The organism is Pseudomonas sp. 43mfcvi1.1, from assembly GCF_900115935.1.
In the GTDB taxonomy this organism is placed as follows: Bacteria; Pseudomonadota; Gammaproteobacteria; order Pseudomonadales; family Pseudomonadaceae; genus Aquipseudomonas; species Aquipseudomonas bijieensis.
Genome location: NZ_UETT01000003.1, coordinates 68005 through 86488, shown reverse-complemented (window position 1 = coordinate 86488; position 18484 = coordinate 68005). Strand labels below are relative to the sequence as shown.

Annotated in this window: 21 protein-coding genes; 13 read left to right on the top strand and 8 right to left on the bottom strand. The window is 63.8% G+C overall.

Annotated features, from left to right (window positions below; translation table 11 throughout):
- The first annotated feature begins 138 nt into the window (after window positions 1-138).
- On the top strand, window positions 139-1353 hold the full coding sequence (locus tag DTP52_RS06475; RefSeq protein WP_109752508.1) for a cytochrome P450: 1215 nt from the start codon (window positions 139-141) through the stop codon (window positions 1351-1353).
- Between the two features lie 317 nt (window positions 1354-1670).
- Here the strand turns inward: DTP52_RS06475 and DTP52_RS06470 are convergent, their stop codons facing one another.
- Both DTP52_RS06470 and DTP52_RS06465 read right to left on the bottom strand, forming a co-directional pair.
- Window positions 1671-2267, bottom strand: a complete 597-nt coding sequence (locus DTP52_RS06470) for a GNAT family N-acetyltransferase (protein WP_109752505.1) — start codon at window positions 2265-2267, stop codon at window positions 1671-1673.
- Window positions 2264-2815: an RNA polymerase sigma factor gene (locus tag DTP52_RS06465; RefSeq protein ID WP_109752503.1), complete on the bottom strand. Its 552-nt coding sequence runs from the start codon at window positions 2813-2815 to the stop codon at window positions 2264-2266. Before DTP52_RS06465 ends, DTP52_RS06470 begins: the two co-directional genes overlap by 4 nt.
- A gap of 295 nt (window positions 2816-3110) precedes the next feature.
- On the opposite strand from DTP52_RS06465, the gene DTP52_RS06460 reads away from it, so the two are divergent.
- The 12 genes from DTP52_RS06460 to DTP52_RS31170 all read left to right on the top strand — a co-directional run bounded on the left by DTP52_RS06460 (window position 3111) and on the right by DTP52_RS31170 (window position 14276).
- Complete coding sequence (locus DTP52_RS06460; RefSeq protein ID WP_178082467.1) at window positions 3111-4253, top strand: TyeA family type III secretion system gatekeeper subunit; 1143 nt, start codon at window positions 3111-3113, stop codon at window positions 4251-4253.
- Window positions 4250-6337 (top strand): type III secretion system export apparatus subunit SctV, encoded by a 2088-nt coding sequence (gene sctV, locus DTP52_RS06455; protein ID WP_109752501.1) that lies wholly within the window; start codon window positions 4250-4252, stop codon window positions 6335-6337. The genes DTP52_RS06460 and sctV overlap by 4 nt, the downstream gene beginning before the upstream one ends.
- A 156-nt stretch (window positions 6338-6493) precedes the next feature.
- Window positions 6494-7387 carry an FHA domain-containing protein gene (locus tag DTP52_RS06450; protein WP_109752499.1) on the top strand — a complete coding sequence of 298 codons (894 nt, stop codon included), beginning with the start codon at window positions 6494-6496 and terminating at the stop codon, window positions 7385-7387.
- Complete coding sequence (locus DTP52_RS06445; RefSeq protein WP_109752498.1) at window positions 7387-8745, top strand: FliI/YscN family ATPase; 1359 nt, start codon at window positions 7387-7389, stop codon at window positions 8743-8745. Before DTP52_RS06450 ends, DTP52_RS06445 begins: the two co-directional genes overlap by 1 nt.
- Window positions 8732-9151 (top strand): YscO family type III secretion system apparatus protein, encoded by a 420-nt coding sequence (locus DTP52_RS06440; protein WP_109752496.1) that lies wholly within the window; start codon window positions 8732-8734, stop codon window positions 9149-9151. Before DTP52_RS06445 ends, DTP52_RS06440 begins: the two co-directional genes overlap by 14 nt.
- Window positions 9144-9713 carry a type III secretion protein gene (locus DTP52_RS06435; RefSeq protein WP_256594244.1) on the top strand — a complete coding sequence of 190 codons (570 nt, stop codon included), beginning with the start codon at window positions 9144-9146 and terminating at the stop codon, window positions 9711-9713. The genes DTP52_RS06440 and DTP52_RS06435 overlap by 8 nt, the downstream gene beginning before the upstream one ends.
- Window positions 9710-10816, top strand: coding sequence for a type III secretion system cytoplasmic ring protein SctQ (gene sctQ, locus DTP52_RS06430; RefSeq protein ID WP_109752494.1), 1107 nt, complete (start codon window positions 9710-9712; stop codon window positions 10814-10816). Before DTP52_RS06435 ends, sctQ begins: the two co-directional genes overlap by 4 nt.
- A complete protein-coding gene (sctR, locus tag DTP52_RS06425; protein WP_109752492.1) occupies window positions 10813-11466 on the top strand; it encodes a type III secretion system export apparatus subunit SctR in 654 nt (217 codons plus the stop codon). The genes sctQ and sctR overlap by 4 nt, the downstream gene beginning before the upstream one ends.
- Before the next feature lie 9 nt (window positions 11467-11475).
- Window positions 11476-11730 carry a type III secretion system export apparatus subunit SctS gene (gene sctS, locus DTP52_RS06420; RefSeq protein ID WP_109752490.1) on the top strand — a complete coding sequence of 85 codons (255 nt, stop codon included), beginning with the start codon at window positions 11476-11478 and terminating at the stop codon, window positions 11728-11730.
- Window positions 11730-12527, top strand: coding sequence for a type III secretion system export apparatus subunit SctT (gene sctT, locus DTP52_RS06415; protein WP_109752489.1), 798 nt, complete (start codon window positions 11730-11732; stop codon window positions 12525-12527). Before sctS ends, sctT begins: the two co-directional genes overlap by 1 nt.
- A 15-nt stretch (window positions 12528-12542) precedes the next feature.
- Entirely contained in the window at window positions 12543-13643 is a 1101-nt protein-coding gene (sctU, locus tag DTP52_RS06410) for a type III secretion system export apparatus subunit SctU (RefSeq protein ID WP_109752487.1), read from the top strand.
- A 114-nt stretch (window positions 13644-13757) separates the two neighbouring features.
- On the top strand, window positions 13758-14276 hold the full coding sequence (locus tag DTP52_RS31170) for a type III effector (RefSeq protein ID WP_178082466.1): 519 nt from the start codon (window positions 13758-13760) through the stop codon (window positions 14274-14276).
- 70 nt (window positions 14277-14346) lie between these two features.
- Here the strand turns inward: DTP52_RS31170 and DTP52_RS06400 are convergent, their stop codons facing one another.
- From DTP52_RS06400 to DTP52_RS06375, 6 genes are all read right to left on the bottom strand, one after another.
- Window positions 14347-14796, bottom strand: coding sequence for a type III secretion system chaperone (locus DTP52_RS06400; RefSeq protein ID WP_109752485.1), 450 nt, complete (start codon window positions 14794-14796; stop codon window positions 14347-14349).
- Window positions 14797-15000: 204 nt separating this feature from the next.
- Entirely contained in the window at window positions 15001-15378 is a 378-nt protein-coding gene (locus DTP52_RS06395; protein ID WP_109752483.1) for a transcriptional regulator, read from the bottom strand.
- A 6-nt stretch (window positions 15379-15384) separates the two neighbouring features.
- Window positions 15385-15594 carry an HrpT family type III secretion system protein gene (gene hrpT / locus DTP52_RS06390; protein WP_024619913.1) on the bottom strand — a complete coding sequence of 70 codons (210 nt, stop codon included), beginning with the start codon at window positions 15592-15594 and terminating at the stop codon, window positions 15385-15387.
- Window positions 15591-17741: a type III secretion system outer membrane ring subunit SctC gene (gene sctC, locus DTP52_RS06385; RefSeq protein ID WP_109752481.1), complete on the bottom strand. Its 2151-nt coding sequence runs from the start codon at window positions 17739-17741 to the stop codon at window positions 15591-15593. Before sctC ends, hrpT begins: the two co-directional genes overlap by 4 nt.
- A complete protein-coding gene (locus tag DTP52_RS06380) occupies window positions 17734-18171 on the bottom strand; it encodes a type III secretion system chaperone (protein WP_109752480.1) in 438 nt (145 codons plus the stop codon). Before DTP52_RS06380 ends, sctC begins: the two co-directional genes overlap by 8 nt.
- Window positions 18158-18382: a type III secretion protein gene (locus DTP52_RS06375; protein WP_109752478.1), complete on the bottom strand. Its 225-nt coding sequence runs from the start codon at window positions 18380-18382 to the stop codon at window positions 18158-18160. Before DTP52_RS06375 ends, DTP52_RS06380 begins: the two co-directional genes overlap by 14 nt.
- Window positions 18383-18484: the final 102 nt, after the last annotated feature.

The window sequence follows — 18484 nt, the reverse complement described above, 5'->3', positions numbered from 1 at the left end:
TCCACGCAAGGGTTGGTGTTTTTCCTTGAGTGACGCTGGTCGTGCAAACGGTTCACCGACAGGTCCGGATCCCACAGGGATCTTTTTGGTCAGCCCTGCCACTCAAGGAGCAACGATTCATGCCCCCGGAGAGTGTTCATGGCTTACGAGCGTACCCTTGATTTCAATAGCGACGCGTTTCGCGGCGAGGCCTATCGGCATTATGCGGCGCTGCGCCAGGCGGCCCCGGTGTTCCTCAGCCAGGCGCAAGGGCAGTTGCCGATGTGGTACGTCACCGGAGCCCGGGAGGTCGAGGAGGTGCTGCTGGATAACGAGCGCTTCGCCCGTGACCCGTCGCGGATCGATGCGCAGTTCGCCGCGATGCTCGGTGGCGAGCAATCGATCGCGTTCCTTAACGAACACATGCTCAACCGCGATGGCGACAGTCATCGCCGCTTGCGTCGCCTGGTCAACAAGGCCTTCACGTTGAAGGCGGTGAACGCCCTGCGGCCGCGTATCGAGCAGATCGCCGAGACGTTGCTGGAGCCCGTGCGGTCGAGCGGGCGAATGGACGTGGTGAGCCAATATGCATTCCCGTTATCGATCACCGTCATCGCCGAATTGCTTGGCGTCCCCGCGCAAGACCGTGACGATTTCCGCCGCTGGTCCCACATGATCGTCCAGCAAGTGGGCCACGACCTGAGCGAGTTGCAGCGTTGCTACAACGAATTCGCCGGCTACATGCTTGCGTTGATCGACCAGCGTCGGGCGCAGCCGGGCGACGACCTCGTTTCGGCGTTGGTGCAGGTCGAGGAAGAGGGCAGCAGGCTCAGCCAAAGTGAGCTGTGCAGCATGATCGCTTTGTTGATCATCGCCGGGCACGAAACATCGGCGTCGATGATTGGCAATGCCGTGCACATGCTCGTGCAGCACCCGAAGGCGCTGGCGCGCTTGCGTGACGACCCGGCGCTGATGCCCGGCGCGGTCGAAGAGCTTTTGCGCTATGACTCGTCGGTGGAGCGGGCGATGGTCCGCTTCGTCACCCGTGACACCGAACTGGGCGGGCAGCGTTTGTTGCGCGGGCAACTGCTGATGGCGGTGGTGGGGTCGGCCAATCGTGACGAAGCCCTGTGTGCAAATCCTGACACGCTCGACATCGCTCGCCCGGTCTGCCCACATATGTCTTTCGGCAAGGGCACTCACTACTGCCTGGGCGCCTCGCTGGCCCGGCAGGAGCTGGAAATTGCATTGAATACGCTTCTTCGGCGTTGCCCCGGGCTGCAATTGGCGGTCGATCCCGGCGCCGTGCGTTGGCGCTACGTACCCAACTTCAGGGGGCCGGAGGCGTTGCCGGTGTGTTGGTCGGTGGACTGAAGCGGTTGCTTGCCGGGAGAAGCCCTGGTGACGGTGCATGCGGTTTACTTGAGAGGGCGTATGAATGTGTGGCGAGGGGATTTATCCCCGTTGGGCTGCGAAGCGGCCCTGAAGCCTGCCGCCGTGGCGTGCCTGGCTGGTCGCAGTCAACCTTTTTGGGGCTGCTGCGCAGCCCGGCGGGGATAAATTCCCTCGCCACAATGGACCGAATAAGCCCTGGGTGAATAACGTTGTTTGTGACCTGTGCAGAAAGTGGCACAGGCCTTTGCCGGATAGAAAAACGGCTCGTCCGACGTCCCGCCGGACGAGCCGTGGACTCACGCCAGGCTGGCCTCCTCGTTTTGCGCCGGCGCTGAAAGGGTGGTGGGTATCGTGTCGCTTGGCGTCAGGTGCAGTCCATAAAGCACGACGTCGGCACGGTTATCCGCGAACCGGGCGATCCCTGGAAAGCGTCCCCATTGCGTCGCGCCAAGCCCTTGTACGCCGCGTTTGCTGGCCTCGTTGTGCTCGATGATCCAGGCCACCAGCGTCTCGAAACCATACCGTTTGGCCAACACCACCGCGGCTTGGCCAAGGCGAATGCCGACGCCGCTGCCGATGTGGTCGTTGCGCACGTAGATCGACACTTCACCGGTCAATCGACAGGCCTGGGCACCCCAGCAAAAGCGATTGACGATCAACCAGGCGACGACTTCGCCAGCGCGTTCGAGCACGTAGATCGGATCGCCCTCCTTGACGAAACAGTCGACGAAGAACGTCATTTCCTTCAGGGAAAACGCTCTGAGTACAGGGGAACTGGTCCCCCCCAGAGCGCTTTCGTTGAAGATATCTGTCATCACCGGCAAGTCGTCGGGGGTGTAGCGGCGCACGCCGCGTGGCAGGTCGGGCCGGCTGTTCAAACGATTCTGAGTCATGGCCGGGCTTCTCCGTAGACGCTTCGCTTGAGTTGTTCACGCGCGCGAAACAACCTTGAACGCACGGTGCCAATGGGTACGCCCAGCCGTTCGGCAGCGTCGCGATAGCTGCTTTCGGTGTCCACGGCGGTCCACAGGGTATCGCGCATGTCCTTGGGCAGTGCGTCCATGGCGATCAGCGTACGGTCCAGCAACCGACGGTTGTCGCACAGTTCACTCAGATCAATGTCGTCACTGGACTCGTTGAACTCGCTTTCATCGAAAGTGCTCAGCGGCGGCTGTGCGTAGAAGCGGCGGAAATGGTTGCGGATCAGGTTCAGGGCGATACCGCACAACCAAGTGTCCTGCTTTGCCAGCCCTTTGAACTTCTGCTGGTTACGCCAGGCTTCCAGGTAGGTGAGCTGGATGATGTCGTCGGCGTCGTCTTGGTTGAGTACGCGTTTTTGCACAAACAGACGCAGTTTGCGTTCCTCGCCGAAGCAGATGCCTGGCGCACCCGTGGGTGCCGGGGAGGTTTGCGGGGGGGCCATGAGATTCAGGCTGTTCATCAATAAATCCCTCTGAGTAGGTTCCGTAGCGTCGATGCAAATGTCGACGTTTCCCCTGTCAGCAGGACCTGTGCCAAGCCAAATTTGTTAGTTATCTGTTTGATAAATAAGTGTTTTTATCTAGTGCTTTTGCTCTATTTGTGCAAGGGCATGCACAGCCGTCCCAAGCCCCACTGCATGAAATTGCACCGAGCGAACGCTTGGTCGGGAAGCTCTCTCGAACCGGTCAGAAAAGGCCATGGCCGCCGATGGAACCGAATGCCGGATCACCGCCACCCACTGAGCGTCCGAAACCATGCTCACGGCCATCATGAAAGTAGAAGCCCCGACCAATGCGCGTATTGCCGTCAATCTTGCCCAGGCCGCTTCGGCCGTCGTGGGCATGGGCAAGCCTGTCGAATCGTTCCAGGCCGTGCAGTCCAATTCGATGGAAGAGGTCGGCATGACCTTCAGCCATCACGTGGAGCGCAATACCAAGGCGCTGAGCCAGCGGCGCATTCGCAATGCTCGCAGTGAGGTGGGCCAGGTGCGGGTCGAGACGCGCGAGCAGTTGGAGGAGTGGTACGACCAACTCGGTCATCCAGGCAAGCAGAGCCTGGGGGCTATGGCCGCCCAGGCGGGTCTGTTGTTGTGTGGCGAGCCGGTGCTTGAAGAAGTGGTGCAGTCCACTGGTGGAGACCCGGCCCGTACCGACCTGATCCTGCAACAAACATTGCGCGATGCCGAGGTGCAAGGGCGTCTCGTCGAAGCCCAGCGCGCTCGCGATTACCTGCAGCTATTGCGCGAGCGTTATGGCGCGCAGATCCAGGCGGGCATGAACATCGCCGAGGCATTGCGCGCTGCGGGCGGCGATCCCGAATTGCGCCAGGCGGTACGGCGGCTCTACTACGACACCGTGGTGCTCAAGCAGTCATTGCCCACCATGATGCAAGCATTGCTTGGCCTGTTTGGCGAGGCGGCGTTCGTGCCGGGGCTGGACATGATGCGCCGGGCACTGGCTGACGACATCGCCGCGCATACGCCTTCACGCCCTACCGCGCTGTTGCGCACGTTGTTGATCGGCCTGGCGGCCTCGACGCAACTGGGCAGTGTCCTGCACAGCTGTCGCCGTTTGCTGGAGCAACTGGCCTACAGCTGTCCGGCCAGCCAGCTCACCGCCGTGTTGTTGCTCCAGCGCATGCTGGGGTTTGTCAGCAGTGGCCTGTCAGCGGCGGAAGTGCGGCGCATCGGGCGTGAGCTGGGGGGCGACCAGGAGCGCGACCAACTGGTCTCCCTGAACGGTCTGTATCCCTTGCTCAAGCGTTTGCCGCTCCCCCTCTGGCGTGATGGCAAAAGCCGACAGACCGCGTTGAAGAATCTGTTGGTGCTGCTCGATGAGCGTTCCCGTGGCGAGCCCCGAAGCCAGACCGCCGCGCCGGTGATTGGAGCGCGCTCATGATCGCCCTGTTGAACAAAGTCGCCAACGAAGCGGTGCGGCGCATCGAGGTGGTCGGGGCGTTCGTGGTGCTGGGCATTGTCTTCATGCTGATCCTGCCCTTGCCGACCGCGGTGGTCGATGCGCTGATCGCGATCAACATCTGTATCTCCTGTCTGCTGATCGTGCTCTCGCTGTACCTGCCACGGCCGCTGGCGTTTTCCTCGTTTCCGGCGGTGCTGCTGTTGACCACGTTGTTCCGGCTGGCATTGTCGGTGGCGACCACCCGATTGATCCTGCTCCAGGGCGACGCCGGCCATATCGTCCAGGCGTTCGGCAATTTCGTGGTGGGCGGCAACCTGGCGGTGGGGTTGGTGATCTTCCTCATTCTGACGGTGGTCAACTTCCTGGTGATTACCAAGGGGTCGGAGCGGGTCGCCGAAGTGGCGGCGCGTTTCACCCTGGACGCGTTGCCGGGCAAACAGATGTCCATCGACAGCGACCTGCGGGCGAACCTGATCGATGTCAGCGAAGCCCGGCGGCGGCGCGAGGAATTGAACAAGGAAAGCCAGCTGTTCGGTGCGATGGACGGGGCGATGAAGTTCGTCAAGGGCGACGCCATCGCGGGCTTGGTGATCGTCGTGATCAACCTCATCGGCGGCTTTTCGGTCGGCATGATGCAGCACGACATGGGCGCGTCCGAATCGATGCACCTGTATGCCGTGTTGACCATCGGTGATGGTCTGATCGCGCAGATTCCGGCACTGCTGATTTCCCTCACCGCGGGCATGATCATCACCCGGGTGTCGCCGGAAGGGCAGCCGGCGGGTAGCAGCGTGGGCAAGGAAATCGCCCAGCAGTTGACCGCCGAACCCAAGGCCTGGGTGATCGCGTCGGTGGGCATGCTCGGCTTTGCGGCCTTGCCCGGCATGCCGACGCTGGTGTTCATTGTCATTGCCCTGATCACCGGCACCGCAGGCATCCTCCAGTTGTACGCGCGTGCCCGGCAGGCACGCCAGGGCGACCAGCCGACGGAGGTCATCGCCCCGGCACAAAACGGTGCCGAAGACCTGCGCAGCTTCGACCCGACCCGAGCCTATCTTTTGCAGTTTTCCAAAGCCATGGAAGGCAACGCGGCGGCCGAGGACGTCATCCAGGCGATCCGCAAGAAGCGCAATGCCCTGGTGGCTGGCTTTGGCCTGACCCTGCCGCCCTTTGAGATCGAATACAGCGTGCTGCTGGAGGACGACGAGTTCCGCTTCTGCGTGCACGAGGTGCCGATGTTGCGCGCCACTTTCGGTGAACGTGTGGCCGTGGCGCGCGGGCCGCTGCCGTTCGAACCGCGCGACGTGCAGGTCGGCAGCGAGGTGCGTGACGAGCATCAGTGGCTATGGCTGACGCCTGACGATCCGCTGCTGGCGGACGAGCGAGTGGAGGCGGTGCCTGCCGGCGAATTACTGGTGGAACGGATGAGCCGCGCCATGTTTGCCACGGGCCCGCAATTCCTGGGACTCCAGGAGAGCAAGTCGATCCTCAGTTGGCTCGAAGCGGGTCAGCCCGAGCTGGTGCAGGAGCTGCAGAGAACCATGCCATTGGCCCGTTTCGCCGCCGTGCTCCAGCGCCTGGCCGGCGAAGGTGTCCCGCTGCGAGCGGTGCGTCTGATCGCCGAGTCCCTGATCGAGCATGGGCAGCACGAGCGTGACGTCGGTGCGCTGACCGACTACGCACGCATCGCCCTGAAGTCGCAGATCTATCACCAGTACCGCGACGAAGACGGCCTGCACGTGTGGCTGTTGACCCCGGAAACCGAAGGCCTGTTGCGCGACGCGCTGCGCCAGACCCAGACGGAAACCTTTTTTGCCCTGGAAAGCCTGCATACCCGCGCCTTGGTCATGCAGTTGCGCGAAGGCTTCCCGTTGCGCGCCAAGCGCGTGGCCGTGCTGCTGGTGGCGCAAGACCTGCGGGCACCGCTGCGCGATTTGTTGCGCGACGAATTCAATCACGTGCCCGTGCTCGCTTTCAGCGAGTTGCACAGCAATGCCCAGGTCACCGTGCTGGGGCGTTTTGACCTCGAGCAGGAAAAACTACAAGTGGAGGACGCGGCGTGACGGCAGGTCTTGGCGCGCCGGCAGCGCAGCCTCCACGTAACGATGCAAATCCAGGTGCGGTCGATGGCCTGGCTGTGACAGAGGACGGGCGCCGCCGGTGCCCCGTCGTACAACCGGAATGTGGGCGAGCGTCTGTCGCCCCTTGAGGAACTGGCCATGTTCGAACTGCGTGTCTTGAGTGGTCTGCACCGAGGTGCGGCGTTGCCGCTGGTGGGCGAGCAATGGGTGATCGGGGCGGCGGAGGATGCCGACCTGGCGCTTTACGATCCGGGCATCTGTGGGCGTCACGTTGGCCTGCGGCAGGTGCAGGGCCAATGGCTGCTGGAGCTGCTGGAGGGGACGGTTTGCGATGGACAAGGCCAACCTTGGGCGCCGGCCGAGCCCTTGCAGAGCAATGCCCCGTTTGCCGTGGCAGGCGTCTGGCTGTGCCTGGCCCCGGCCGATCAGCCCTGGCCCGAAGAGGCGGCGTTGGATGACGCTGCGCATCTGACGACGGCGCGGGAAACCCCGAAACCCGTCGTGCGGCCATCGTGGCCCAAGCGCCTGGCAATCGCCGCGGCGGTGATCACTGTTGCCTCCAGCGCCTGGGCCTTTACCAGCCAGCCGGCGCAGCCTGTGGCGCGCAGCCCGGCCCAGCAGCTCAAGCACAGCAAAGTGGCATTGGACAATGTCGAGGCGGTCCGCCTGGAACTCGATCGCATGTTGCAGGAGCGTGATCTGGGCGCTGGTGTGCGGGTCGAGAGCCAGGGTGACCAGTTGGTCCTGATGGGCGAACTGCCGCGCCAACGCCTGGCGATGGTCGAGCGCTTGATCGAGCGTTTCCACGATCGTTACGAGACGCCAATCGGGATCACGGCCAGCGTGAAGGAGCGACTGACGCAACTGCCGTTCCAGATCGCCCAGATCGTCGGTGGCAAGCGTGGCCATGTGGTTACGGCCGATGGACGTCGGCTGTTCCTGGGCGACCAGATCGATGGCTTGCGCTTGACCGCCATCGACAGCGGCAAAGTCACCTTCGAGGGTGACCAACGCTACGAGGTCACGTGGTGATGACGCAGGCGGCCATCGCGCGACTGGCGGCCTGGGAGGCCGGGCAACTGGCGCACCTGCGTCGCTTCGCGCCGGTCATGGTGCGTGGGCGGGTGCAGCGGGTCAGCGGCATCCTGTTGCAGTGCCGATTGCCAGGGGCACAGATCGGCGACCTCTGCCGAGTCGAGCGCGACGCCCGGGAGCCGCTGCTCGCCGAGATCGTCGGCTTCGACCAGCACGATGCCTTGCTCAGCGCCCTGGGCGGCCTGGAAGGCGTCCGGGTCGGTGCGGCGGTGGAGCCGTTGGGCATGCCCCATCGGGTGTGCGTGGGGCCGCAGTTGCTGGGCCAGGTGTTGGATGGCTTCGGCCGGCCGCTGGTGGACGGCGGCGCCGGGGCGTTTGCCGGACCACACGTGCTGCAAGCTTCACAGGTGATTGGCGAGGCCCCGGCGCCCACCGCGCGGCCGCGTATCCAACGGCCCTTGATGACCGGCGTACGGGCCATCGACGGGCCGCTGACACTGGGTGAAGGCCAGCGTGTGGGGCTGTTCGCCGGCGCCGGTTGCGGCAAGACCACGCTGCTGGCGGAAATTGCCCGGAACGTTGACTGCGATGTCATCGTCTTCGGCCTGATCGGTGAGCGTGGGCGCGAACTGCGCGAGTTCCTCGACCATGAGCTGGATGATGAACTGCGTGCCCGTGCGGTCCTGGTGTGCGCCACCTCCGACCGATCGAGCATGGAACGGGCCCGTGCGGCGTTCACCGCGACAGCCTTGGCCGAGGGCTTTCGTGCCCGAGGCCAGCGCGTCCTGTTGCTCATCGATTCGCTGACCCGCTTCGCCCGGGCCCAACGTGAAATCGGCCTGGCCGCCGGCGAGCCGCTGGGGCGCGGCGGCCTGCCACCGTCGGTCTACAGCTTGCTGCCGCGCCTGGTCGAGCGCGCCGGGTTGACCAACGAGGGCGCCATCACCGCGTTCTACACGGTGCTCATCGAGCAGGACTCCATGAACGATCCAGTGGCCGATGAAGTGCGGTCGCTGCTCGACGGTCACATCGTGCTGTCGCGCAAGCTCGCCGAGCGCGGCCACTACCCGGCTATCGACGTGCTGGCCAGCCTGTCGCGAACCTTGGCCAACGTGGCCGAGGCAGAGCACCTGCGGGCGGGCATCAATCTGCGTCGATTGCTGTCGGCCTATGAGCAAATCGAACTGATGTTGCGCTTGGGCGAATACCAGGCCGGCGCCGACCCTTTGACCGACCTGGCGGTGGAGTCCCATGGAGCACTGGACGCCTTCCTGCGCCAGGACCTGCGTGAGCCGGAGCCGTTCGCGTCCACGTTCGCTCACCTGCAGCAGTTGACCGCTTATGTCCCGGGTTGATCTGGACGCCCTGGCGCCGATTCGCCGCCACCGTGAAGCGCAAGCCGAACGAGTATGGCGCCAACAGCGTGAGCTTTTGCGCGAGCGCGAAGCGGCGGTGGTCGCCGCGCGGGCGCGCATGCAGGCGACCAGCGAGCAGCAGACGGTGCAGCGCGAAGCGTTGTATGGCGAGCACTGTGGCCGGGCGCTGAGCGTGAGTGAACTCAATGCCTGGAGTACCCAGGAGCGACGTTTGATCGGCGAGCTGGCCGAGCAAGCGCAGGCATTGCAGGCACTGGACGCTGAACAGGCGCAGCAGGCACAGCACACGGCCGCCGCCCAGCAGCGGCTACAAGGGCGCCGGCGTGATCTGGAAAAGCTCAGCGCAATGATGGAGCACTTGGTGGAGATCCCCAGCGATGAATGACCGTACCGTGCGCAGTGGGCCGACACCGCACAACAACCCCCCGGCCGCTCCCGTTCGGCATTCGCCTCGGGCGTATGAGCAACCGCCCGCCCAGGTGAGCCGGGCCATCCGTCCGGCGGCGCGTGACTCTGTGTCTACAACCGGGCGCGACCTCGAGGTGATGGCAGGAAGCAGTGACGGCTATTGGTTTCGCCAGTGGGTCGATGCGCCACGGGGCGGTACCCAGGACGACACCGCGGGCACCGGTTCGCTGGCGGGCCTGGTCAGTTTGGAGAACAGCGAAGTGGAGGCGTTTGTCGACCAGCTCACGCCACGCTTGCGCGCCACGCTCGACCAGCAATTGGACCTGCTGCTGCACCTGCCCAATCTGGGCCGCATCAAGGTGTCCGCCCGGCGGCTGGGCGGGGCGTCCGGGTGGGACATCGGCCTGAACAGCGAAAATGAAGACGTACAGGCGCGGTTGTCGAGTCGAGCCGGCCGCCTCGAAGACGCGCTGACCCAGAGCCTGGGCCAGCCGGTGAGCGTGCGCGTGGCGCGGGAAGAAGAGGCAGGCGCGATATGACCGTCCATGCACTGGCGCTACCGCTTGTGGGCATCGAGGACGCCACCGCCCGGCGGCTATTGGGGATCGGCGTCAGTTTGCCCTTCGAGGTGGCGGGTGACACGGGCCTGCTGGAACTGACCCCGGGCGGCGACGTGGCTGGGGGGGCGCCGTGTGCGCTGGCCTGTGCCCATGGTGTCTTCACCCTGGATGAGCCTGGCGCGGTGCTCAGCCTGTTCGGGGAATGCCCGGTGGTCCTGCCTGCCGAACCCGGCCCGGACGACACGTGGTTCTGGTCGCTGTTCCAGCAAACCCTGAGCGAGCCCCTGCGCCTGGCATTCGGCTTTCTCAAGCCAACGGCCGAGCCTGCCGTGCCCGGCATCGCCTGCCGGCTCGACATGAGACTGGGGGCGGCGCGCGTCAGGAGCCATCTGCAAATGCCCGGTTCGGTCCTGCTGGGGCTGCTTCGCGCCGCCCCTTGGCAGCGGCGTACCGCACCAGGGATCGACGGTTTTGCGCTGCATGTTCCGCTGGAACTGGGACGCCTGGCACTGGCTGCCGGGCAGTTGGCGGCGCTGCGTCCCGGTGATGTGCTGGTGCCGGAAACCGCCTTGTTCGACTCATCCGGCCAAGGGCTGATTCGCCTGGGCCGGCATTGTTTGCAGGTGCGGGTACACAGCCGTGCCGCACCGTTGCGCCTGACCTTGCTCGCTCTGGAGGAGACCGTTATGAGCACCACCGCCGACACCGACATCCTGACGCCGGACTGGGACGATACCGCCCGCTACGAACCTGAGGCCCAGGCCCCCGAGGCGGCCGATCAACCGGCGTTGGACTATGCCGCCGCTGAAACCGAGGAGGCGCCGATGATGGAACCGGCTGCTGCCGATCTGCCCGAGCGCTTCGACGACCTGCCGCTGGCGCTTACGATCCGCTGCGGTCACTTGAGCCTGACCCTGGGCGAACTGCGCAACCTGGCGCCCGGCGCGGTGCTGCAAGTGCAGGGCGTGACACCGGGAACAGCGGCGCTGTTCTATGGCGAACGGGCCCTGGCCCATGGCGAGCTGGTGGAGGTCGATGGCCGGTTGGGCCTGCAGATCGCTCGCGTGGATGTGGCTGGATGAGCTTCCAGGGGGTCGACCCCTTTCTGCTGGCGCTGTTCATCGGTGGGATCTCGTTGGTCCCCCTGCTGCTGATCATCTGCAGTGCCTTTCTCAAGATAGCCATCGTGCTGACGATCACCCGTAACGCCATCGGCGTGCAGCAAGTGCCGCCCAATATGGCGCTGTATGCCATTGCGCTGGCCGCGACGCTGTTCATCATGGCGCCGGTCGGCCACAACATCGCCGAAGAGTTGAAAGAGCGACCGTTGGATTTCAGCAGTACCGAGGCGCTGCAAGGTTCTGCCCTGAACGCGATAAAGCCGTTGCAAGCCTTCATGTCGCGCAATACCAACCCGGACATCCTCGCCCACCTGCTGGAAAACACCCAGCGGATGTGGCCCAAGGAGCGTGCCGAGCAGGCCAGTCGCGACGACCTGATGCTGCTCATCCCGGCGTTCATGCTGTCGGAGCTCGAGGCCGGCTTCCAGATGGGCTTCCTGATCTACATCCCGTTCATTGTCATCGACCTGATCGTATCCAACCTGCTGCTGGCGCTGGGCATGCAGATGGTCGCGCCCATGACCATTTCATTGCCGCTCAAGCTGCTGGTTTTTGTCCTCGTGCAGGGCTGGACGCAATTGCTCGACAGCCTCTTCTATTCCTATCTTTGAGGACGTGCGATGGACGCGCTGACGTTGTTTAAGGAAGGCATGTTGCTGGTGGTCCTGCTCTCCGCGCCGCCCTTGATCGTGGCGGTGATCGTCGGCGTGTTGACCTCCCTGGTGCAGGCCTTGATGCAGATCCAGGACCAGACCTTGCCCTTCGGCATCAAGCTGGTGGCGGTCGGGCTGACCTTGCTGGTCACCGGTCGCTGGATCGGCGTGGAATTGCTGGGACTGCTGCGCCGGGCACTCGAAATGATGGCCAACACCTGATGACGGCCCAGGCTTTCGTCCCGTACTTCGACTTGCTGCTGTCGATCGCGCTCGGCATGGCGCGCATTTACCCGGTCGCTTACCTGGTCCCGGTGTTTTGCTTCCAGCACCTGCGAGGCTTGCCGCGCCATGCCGTGGTGTTTGCCCTGGGCATGTTGCCGGCGCCCGGTATTCGCCAGGCGCTGATCGACGCCCAGGTCAATTGGCTGTCCCTGGCCGGTCTGATGTTCAAGGAGCTGGTGCTGGGTTTCTTGCTCGGGGTGCTGCTGGCGATGCCGTTCTGGTTGTACGAATCGGTGGGCGCCTTGCTGGACAACCAGCGCGGCGCGCTCATCGGTGGTCAGTTGAACCCGGCGCTCGGCACCGACACCACCCCCCTGGGCCACCTGTTCAAGGAGATGACGATCCTGCTGCTGGTCGCCACCCTGGGCATTGGCACGTTGACCCAGGTGATCTGGGACAGCTACCTGGTGTGGTCACCCACCGTCTGGTTTCCATTGCCTGGTGCGGATGGCTTCGGCGTGTTTCTCGGGCTGCTCGCCGAAATGTTCATGCACATGATGCTCTACGCGGCGCCCTTTATCGGCTTGCTGTTGCTGGTGGAGTTCAGCCTGGCGCTGCTCAGCCTGTATAGCCCGCAATTGCAGGTATTCGTCCTCGCCATGCCGGCCAAGAGCCTGATCGGCCTGGGCTTCCTGCTGTTCTACCTGCCCACCCTGTGGGACGCGATGACGGGCCGTCTTGGCCGCTATGGCGAAATCCGGCATCTGCTCCATTTGTTGTTGCAGGCGCCCTGAAGGAGGGCTTCGCCCATGAGCGAAGACAGTGGCGAAAAGACCAAGCGGGCGACGCCCAAGAAGATTCGCGACGCGCGCAACAAAGGCCAGGTCGGCCAGAGCCAGGACTTGAGTAGCCTGCTGGTGCTCGCGGCGATCACCGAAGTGGCATTGACCCAGGCCGACGACAGCATGCAGGCGTTGGAAGACCTGGTGGCGTTCCCGCTGCACCGGCTGGATGCCGACTTCGTACGGGCCTTCGAGGAAACCTTGGCCCATGCTGGAGGCGTGCTGCTCAATTTCACCTTGATGACCGTGGGGCTGGCGATCGTCACGCGCCTGGTGGCCGGTTGGATACAGTTCGGCTTCCTGTTTGCCCCCGAAGCCCTGCAGCCTGACCCGAACCGCTTGAACCCGATGAACCAGGCCAAGCAGATGTTCTCCGGCCAGGCGCTGATCAACCTGTTCATGGGATTGGTCAAGGCCGTGTTTATCGGTAGCGTGATTTATCTGGTGACCCTGCCGGCACTCGGCTCGTTGATCAGCCTGGTCAACGGTGATTTGCACAGCTATTGGCGCGGGTTGGCCAGCCTGTTTCGGCACATCATGCACGTTTGCCTGGGTGTATTGCTGGTGCTGGCGATTCTCGACTTTGGCCTGCAGAAATATTTCTTCGCCAAGCGCCTGCGCATGAGTGAGGAGGAGGTGCGCAAGGAGTTCAAGGAAATGGAAGGCGACCCGCACGTGAAAATGCATCGCCGCAGCCTGGCCCGGCAATTGGTCGACCAGCCCGTCAACAAAGAAACCAAGCCGGTGGAGGAGGCCGACATGCTGGTGGTCAACCCCACCCACTTTGCCGTGGCGCTTTTGTATCGCCCCGAGGAAACGCCGCTGCCGCAACTGATCGTCAAAGGCGTCGATGCCGAGGCCCGGGCAATGATCGAACGGGCCAAGGCGGCGCGGGTCCCGGTCATCCAGTGCATCTGGCTGGCACGAACGATCTACCGCGAAGACGTCGGCGGTTATATCCCTCGGGAAACGCTCCAGGCGGTTGCGCACATTTATCGGGTGTTGCGCGAGCTGGATGACGAGGCCAAGGGCGAGGTGATCGAGATTCCGGAATTGAACCTGCGTTGAGGTCGATGGAACCGATGCACATGTGGTTGCCACTCAGGTAGTGAGCCAGGTTCGTCCGGCCGATACCGGCCTGCCGACAGTGCTCACCACACATCGACTCGTGGAGGATTTTCCATGCCTGATCCCAGTTCCCTGACGAACCCCCTAAGGGGCACAGGTGCCCTGCACGGCGCCGACAGCTTATCGCCCTCGCGCTCGCCCTCGCTGAGCCAACGACCCCGTGAGGCGCAGCAGCGCCAGGGCAGCCAAAGCCTGCACACACGGGGACGCTCCTCCTCGACGCCCCCTGCGGTGCATCAACGTGGCCGTACCCGCACGCGGGACGCCGACCACGCGGCGGCGCCGAATGAAGCTCAACCGCTGGATGACGCGCAAACGTCCAGCGCCACTTCGGCATCGCGCACTCCGGACTCTTTCATGAGCGAGATGGAAACCCGTCAAAAGGAGTTGATGGAAAAGCAGTTCGATATACAGATGAAGATGGAAGAGCGCCAGAGCGCCATGATGCTGATTAAAAGCTCCGCCGACATGGCCAAGCTGATGAGCGATACGGTGACCGAGGTGACCAAGGGCTTCATGGACAGCGCGAGGAAAGTCATGCAGGAGGGTGGCGAGGCGATGAAGCTTCGATAAGGTGGAGGGTGTACATCGACCCCGGGGGTGTTGTCCGATGGGGCCGATGTGCATCTGCACCAACCACCGTCTACCCCAGTCGGGTGCGGCTTGCGTTCAGCGAGGCCGGACGCGGGCCACTGGGCATTGCAGGCACCGCCAAGCGCGCACGAACCTCGCCGACCTGGGCGATGAAACCCACGATCCAATGGCAGAACCGCGCCTCGTCGAGCATCGCCAGCGGGCAATGGGCGCACAGGCGAACGCTGCCCTTATCGTCCAGCGCCAGCCAGCTGCCGCCGAGCAGGTCCAATCGAAAGTTGAGCTCCAGCAAGCGCTTGTGCAGGCCGGGGGCGTGGGCAGGGACATCGATCGAGCAATGAAGGATAGCGACGTCGCCGTGATCGGGCAGCTCGATGACCACGGCTTCGCGGTTGCTCGTGTCATACAGCGCACACACGCCACCTTCCAGTTGCAAGTCCGCATGCAGGTGTTGCGCGAGGGCCGAGATCAAGCGCTGGGCAAGCGGTGCGACAGTCATGGAAACCTCCCTCAATGCAAAAAATGTCATGAACCGTTGTGGCGAGGGGATTTATCCCCGCTGGGCTGCGAAGCAGCCCTGAACCTGCCACCGTGGTGTATCAGGTTGATGTGATCAGCTCTTTGGGGCTGCTACGCAGCCCAGCGGGGATGAATCCCCTCGCCACAGGTTAAACATGTCCCCAAAGAGGGGTCATCGTGTCGTTCAATAAGTGACCGAGTAATCGTCGAGCTCCTCCAGGCCCAGCAGCGACAACTGCCTGGACTGGATTTCATCGAGCAGTTCAGTGGACAGCGGCGCCTCGGGCAGTGCCTGCCAGACCACGAGCGCTCGCTGTGGATCGAGAAACACGAACAGCTGCGCGTAGTCGGTCGGGTGGGCGAAGCGCCGTTCGAGCGCATGCTGGATCTGGTTTGCGCGTAGCGCCTGGCTTTGTATCTGTAAGGCGAGCCCGACGCTATGAGGCTCGCGTCGCAGACAGAATTCAATGCCCGGGGCTATTTCCCAATACGTCGCGATGCCGGCGATGATGTTCTTCTGGAAGGCCTGGCGAGTGCTCACGCTGTGTACCGAAAAAGACATAGCGTTTCAGTTCTCCAATGGGACGACCGTATGGTCCAGTGGGTGTTCGGGGGAGCCAAGGCCGCCGCGCATGCCGGGCGACCACCAGATCACCAGCCGACCGTTGTCCGGTTCGGCGCGGCTGCAGGCATCGCCCTGGCAGCCCGAGCGGTTCGCGCAGCCGGCGAACACCGGCAGGCTCAGCAATAAAACGAGCAACAGTGGCGTGCGACTCATGGCAGGGTCCTCGCGCTGGTTTGCAGAAGAGAAGGGCGCTCGCCGCCTGGCGTGCGCGTGGGTTGTTTCATGACCACGAACACTTCGGTTTCCTCGCCGGGCTCGAGCCACACCTTCGGCCAGGCGGAGGTGGCCAGGGCCCAGCGGCTGCCGCAGCTCGCCTCGTCGAAGCGCAACCGCTGCTGGCCGTCGTTGCGTACCACGCCCACGGCGATGCCGTAATCGGCACCTGCGAACCATTGCGCCCGTGCAGCGTCCAGCGATAGCCCGGGTTGCAGCGCGCACAAGGTGTCGGGCGAATAAGGAATCGACGCAGCCTGCTTGAACGTGGCCGGAATGTTGCCGTCGGCGAGTTGGGCGAGCACATCGCTGACTTCGATACGGCCGATGGGACGGGTGCCGTTGCGACGCTCTTCCAGGCGGGCCATGGCGCTGTCGACCTGTTCGCGATCAAGGGCGGAGATATAGCGGGCCGGGTCGACCTGGTCGCCGATCAGGCGCGGTGTCAGGATGAAGACCCGTTCGCGGCGGCTGGTCTCGCGGGTGGTCGAGGAAAACAGCAGCGGCCCGATCAGCGGGATGCGACCCAGCCATGGCACCCGTTCGAGGTTGTCGCCGGTCTCTTCGGTATGAAATCCGCCGACCACCAGCGACCGGCTTTCCCCCATGACAGCCTGGGTGCTGACCACGCCCCGACGTACGCTGGGCGTCTGCTGGCCGACCTCCGAGGGTTCGATGCGGCCGTCTTCGATGTCCAGGGACATCTGGATCTGATTGCGCCCCCCGGTCTCGATGGCATGGGGCACGACCTGCAAGCTGGTGCCCGCCGTGATCGGCTCGACGGTGGCTACGCGCTCGCCGATGGCGGAGATGTACTCGGTGCGGCTGAAGTCGATGACCGCCGGCTGGTTCTCCAGGGTCAGAACCGATGGGTTCGCCACCACCGAGGCCAGGCCACGGCCCTCCAGGGCACGCAGTTGCGCGGAAAAATCGCCGTAGTCCTGAATGAACACCGTCGAGCTGGCGCCGGGGCGAATCATCGAGGCTCCACCGATCAGATCGCCGCTCTCGACGTTCCAGTTCGAGGCCAGCTCGGCCAGTTGCGTGCGGTCGATGTCGAGGATGATCGCGTCGATCTCCACCAGCTTGCGCGGTACATCCACATCGCGAATCAACGGCGTGTAGATTTCCCGCCGCTTGGGCGCGTCGTAGATGAGCACCGCGTTGTTGCGCACGTCGGCCTCGACGCGGATCTTGCCCCGGCCGCCTCCACCGCCGCTCGCGCCAGACGGTACGCGGTTGGTGTTCGGGCGCCCCATGCCGTTCAATGCCAATTGTTCGATGTTGCCCATGGTCGCCGATTGCTGGGCCTGCATGTTCTGGAACGACGCTTGGGGCGAGGCCGTCTGCATGCCGCCCGACACGGCGCTGCGGCTTTCCAGCAAACCTTTCAGGATGCTGGCGACTCCGGGAATGACCAGTGTCTCGCCGCGGTACTTGACGTTGCGGTCGGCGGCGGTGGCATAGCGCAATGGGAAGCTGATCACTTCCTGTTTTTCCTCGGGGGTCTTGCGTGCTTCGGCAAACTGCGTCACCAGGCGTACATAGCGTTCCGGGCCGGATACCAGGACCACGCCTTCGTCGGGCAATTCACCCCAGCCGAAACGCGAATCCAGCAGGCCGATGTCGGTCAAGGCTTGCTTCATGTCCGGTACGGCGTCAGCGGACACTTCCAGGCGCGTGGAGTCCTGGTTCTGCAAGGGGCTGACGTACAACGTGTTGCCGTACATGAACCACTGGAAGCGATTTTCCAGGCCGAGCCTGTCGAGGAACGCCTGGGGACTTTCAGCGCGCATCCGCCCGTCGACGGTGCCTTTCACCGTGCCATCGATCACCAGTTGCACCGCGAAGGTGTTGGCGAAATCGCCGAGTACCTTGGCCAGCGGTGTGCTCTGGGCGTCGTAGGCGTAAGGCGTGTTCTTCCAGTCGGTCGGTATGGCCGCCTGTGCCGGCAGGCCCGCGCCCAGCGCACCGATCAATGCCAGTGCGACCAGCGAAGGTTTCGCCCAGCGGCGTGGGATCGACTGGCCAAGGTGTACCCTGCCTGCGGTCATCAAGCGGTACGGCGTAAGCCACCTGTTAGGCATGGCGGTTTCCTGTTCCGAGCAAGTGAGAGTGCGAGAGGCGTCGCGCTACAGGCGCCGCAGCGGCACGTTGGTCTTTATTGAGAATGGATTGCCAGGTATCGCGCTGGTTGAGCAGTGCTTCGAGTGCCTCGATGAGGTCGTCGATGTGCCCGTCCGGCGCCAGTTGCGTCAGCAGCCATAAACGCCCGTCCTGCGGCGAACGGGCCAGCGCGCCGGGAAATCGCGAGAGGCTTGGGTGCGCCAGCCGAAGCAGGTCTTCCAGAACCACCTCATGGGTCATCGGGACGGTCAGCTCGACCGATACCAGCAAGGCCTCGTCGAGCTTGCTGAAGGTCGCCTCGCCATCGTCGATGACAAGGCCGAAGTGCTCCGGGCCATCGACGCTGGCGCTCCAGCGGGTGAGCTGTGTTCGCAGCTCATGGCATTGCATCGATGATCGCCTTGGCGAGGTTGTGATGGGCAGTGGTCTGTTGAGTCGCTGCGTTCACCGCGACGGACATGCCGTTCATGCTGGTCAGGAATGAATGCATGTCGTCGAGCGACTGCGTTTCTGCCGCGTTCATCGCAGCGTTGTTGACGTTGTCGGTCGCGCGTTGGAAGTAGGTGTCGAGGCGGCGCTGGACGGCATCGGCGGAAGACATGGGCGGTTCCTCTGGGTTAGGCATGTTCACGATGTGAGTGGTGGTCATGCCATTGGCGGTTCCGCGCAGATGAGGAAAAAAACCTGGGGAAGTGTGGTTTGC

Coding starts and splice junctions, on each gene's coding strand:
- sctC (WP_109752481.1), bottom strand. CDS start 17,741: ATGCCTAACAGGTGGCTTACGCCGTACCGCTTGATGACCGCAGGCAGG.
- DTP52_RS06460 (WP_178082467.1), top strand. CDS start 3,111: ATGCTCACGGCCATCATGAAAGTAGAAGCCCCGACCAATGCGCGTATT.
- DTP52_RS06450 (WP_109752499.1), top strand. CDS start 6,494: ATGTTCGAACTGCGTGTCTTGAGTGGTCTGCACCGAGGTGCGGCGTTG.
- DTP52_RS06400 (WP_109752485.1), bottom strand. CDS start 14,796: ATGACTGTCGCACCGCTTGCCCAGCGCTTGATCTCGGCCCTCGCGCAA.
- DTP52_RS06470 (WP_109752505.1), bottom strand. CDS start 2,267: ATGACTCAGAATCGTTTGAACAGCCGGCCCGACCTGCCACGCGGCGTG.
- DTP52_RS06375 (WP_109752478.1), bottom strand. CDS start 18,382: ATGTCTTCCGCCGATGCCGTCCAGCGCCGCCTCGACACCTACTTCCAA.
- sctQ (WP_109752494.1), top strand. CDS start 9,710: ATGACCGTCCATGCACTGGCGCTACCGCTTGTGGGCATCGAGGACGCC.
- DTP52_RS06445 (WP_109752498.1), top strand. CDS start 7,387: ATGACGCAGGCGGCCATCGCGCGACTGGCGGCCTGGGAGGCCGGGCAA.
- DTP52_RS06395 (WP_109752483.1), bottom strand. CDS start 15,378: ATGTCTTTTTCGGTACACAGCGTGAGCACTCGCCAGGCCTTCCAGAAG.
- DTP52_RS06465 (WP_109752503.1), bottom strand. CDS start 2,815: ATGAACAGCCTGAATCTCATGGCCCCCCCGCAAACCTCCCCGGCACCC.
- DTP52_RS06380 (WP_109752480.1), bottom strand. CDS start 18,171: ATGCAATGCCATGAGCTGCGAACACAGCTCACCCGCTGGAGCGCCAGC.
- sctR (WP_109752492.1), top strand. CDS start 10,813: ATGAGCTTCCAGGGGGTCGACCCCTTTCTGCTGGCGCTGTTCATCGGT.
- sctS (WP_109752490.1), top strand. CDS start 11,476: ATGGACGCGCTGACGTTGTTTAAGGAAGGCATGTTGCTGGTGGTCCTG.
- DTP52_RS31170 (WP_178082466.1), top strand. CDS start 13,758: ATGCCTGATCCCAGTTCCCTGACGAACCCCCTAAGGGGCACAGGTGCC.
- sctV (WP_109752501.1), top strand. CDS start 4,250: ATGATCGCCCTGTTGAACAAAGTCGCCAACGAAGCGGTGCGGCGCATC.
- DTP52_RS06440 (WP_109752496.1), top strand. CDS start 8,732: ATGTCCCGGGTTGATCTGGACGCCCTGGCGCCGATTCGCCGCCACCGT.
- DTP52_RS06475 (WP_109752508.1), top strand. CDS start 139: ATGGCTTACGAGCGTACCCTTGATTTCAATAGCGACGCGTTTCGCGGC.
- sctT (WP_109752489.1), top strand. CDS start 11,730: ATGACGGCCCAGGCTTTCGTCCCGTACTTCGACTTGCTGCTGTCGATC.
- DTP52_RS06435 (WP_256594244.1), top strand. CDS start 9,144: ATGAATGACCGTACCGTGCGCAGTGGGCCGACACCGCACAACAACCCC.
- sctU (WP_109752487.1), top strand. CDS start 12,543: ATGAGCGAAGACAGTGGCGAAAAGACCAAGCGGGCGACGCCCAAGAAG.
- hrpT (WP_024619913.1), bottom strand. CDS start 15,594: ATGAGTCGCACGCCACTGTTGCTCGTTTTATTGCTGAGCCTGCCGGTG.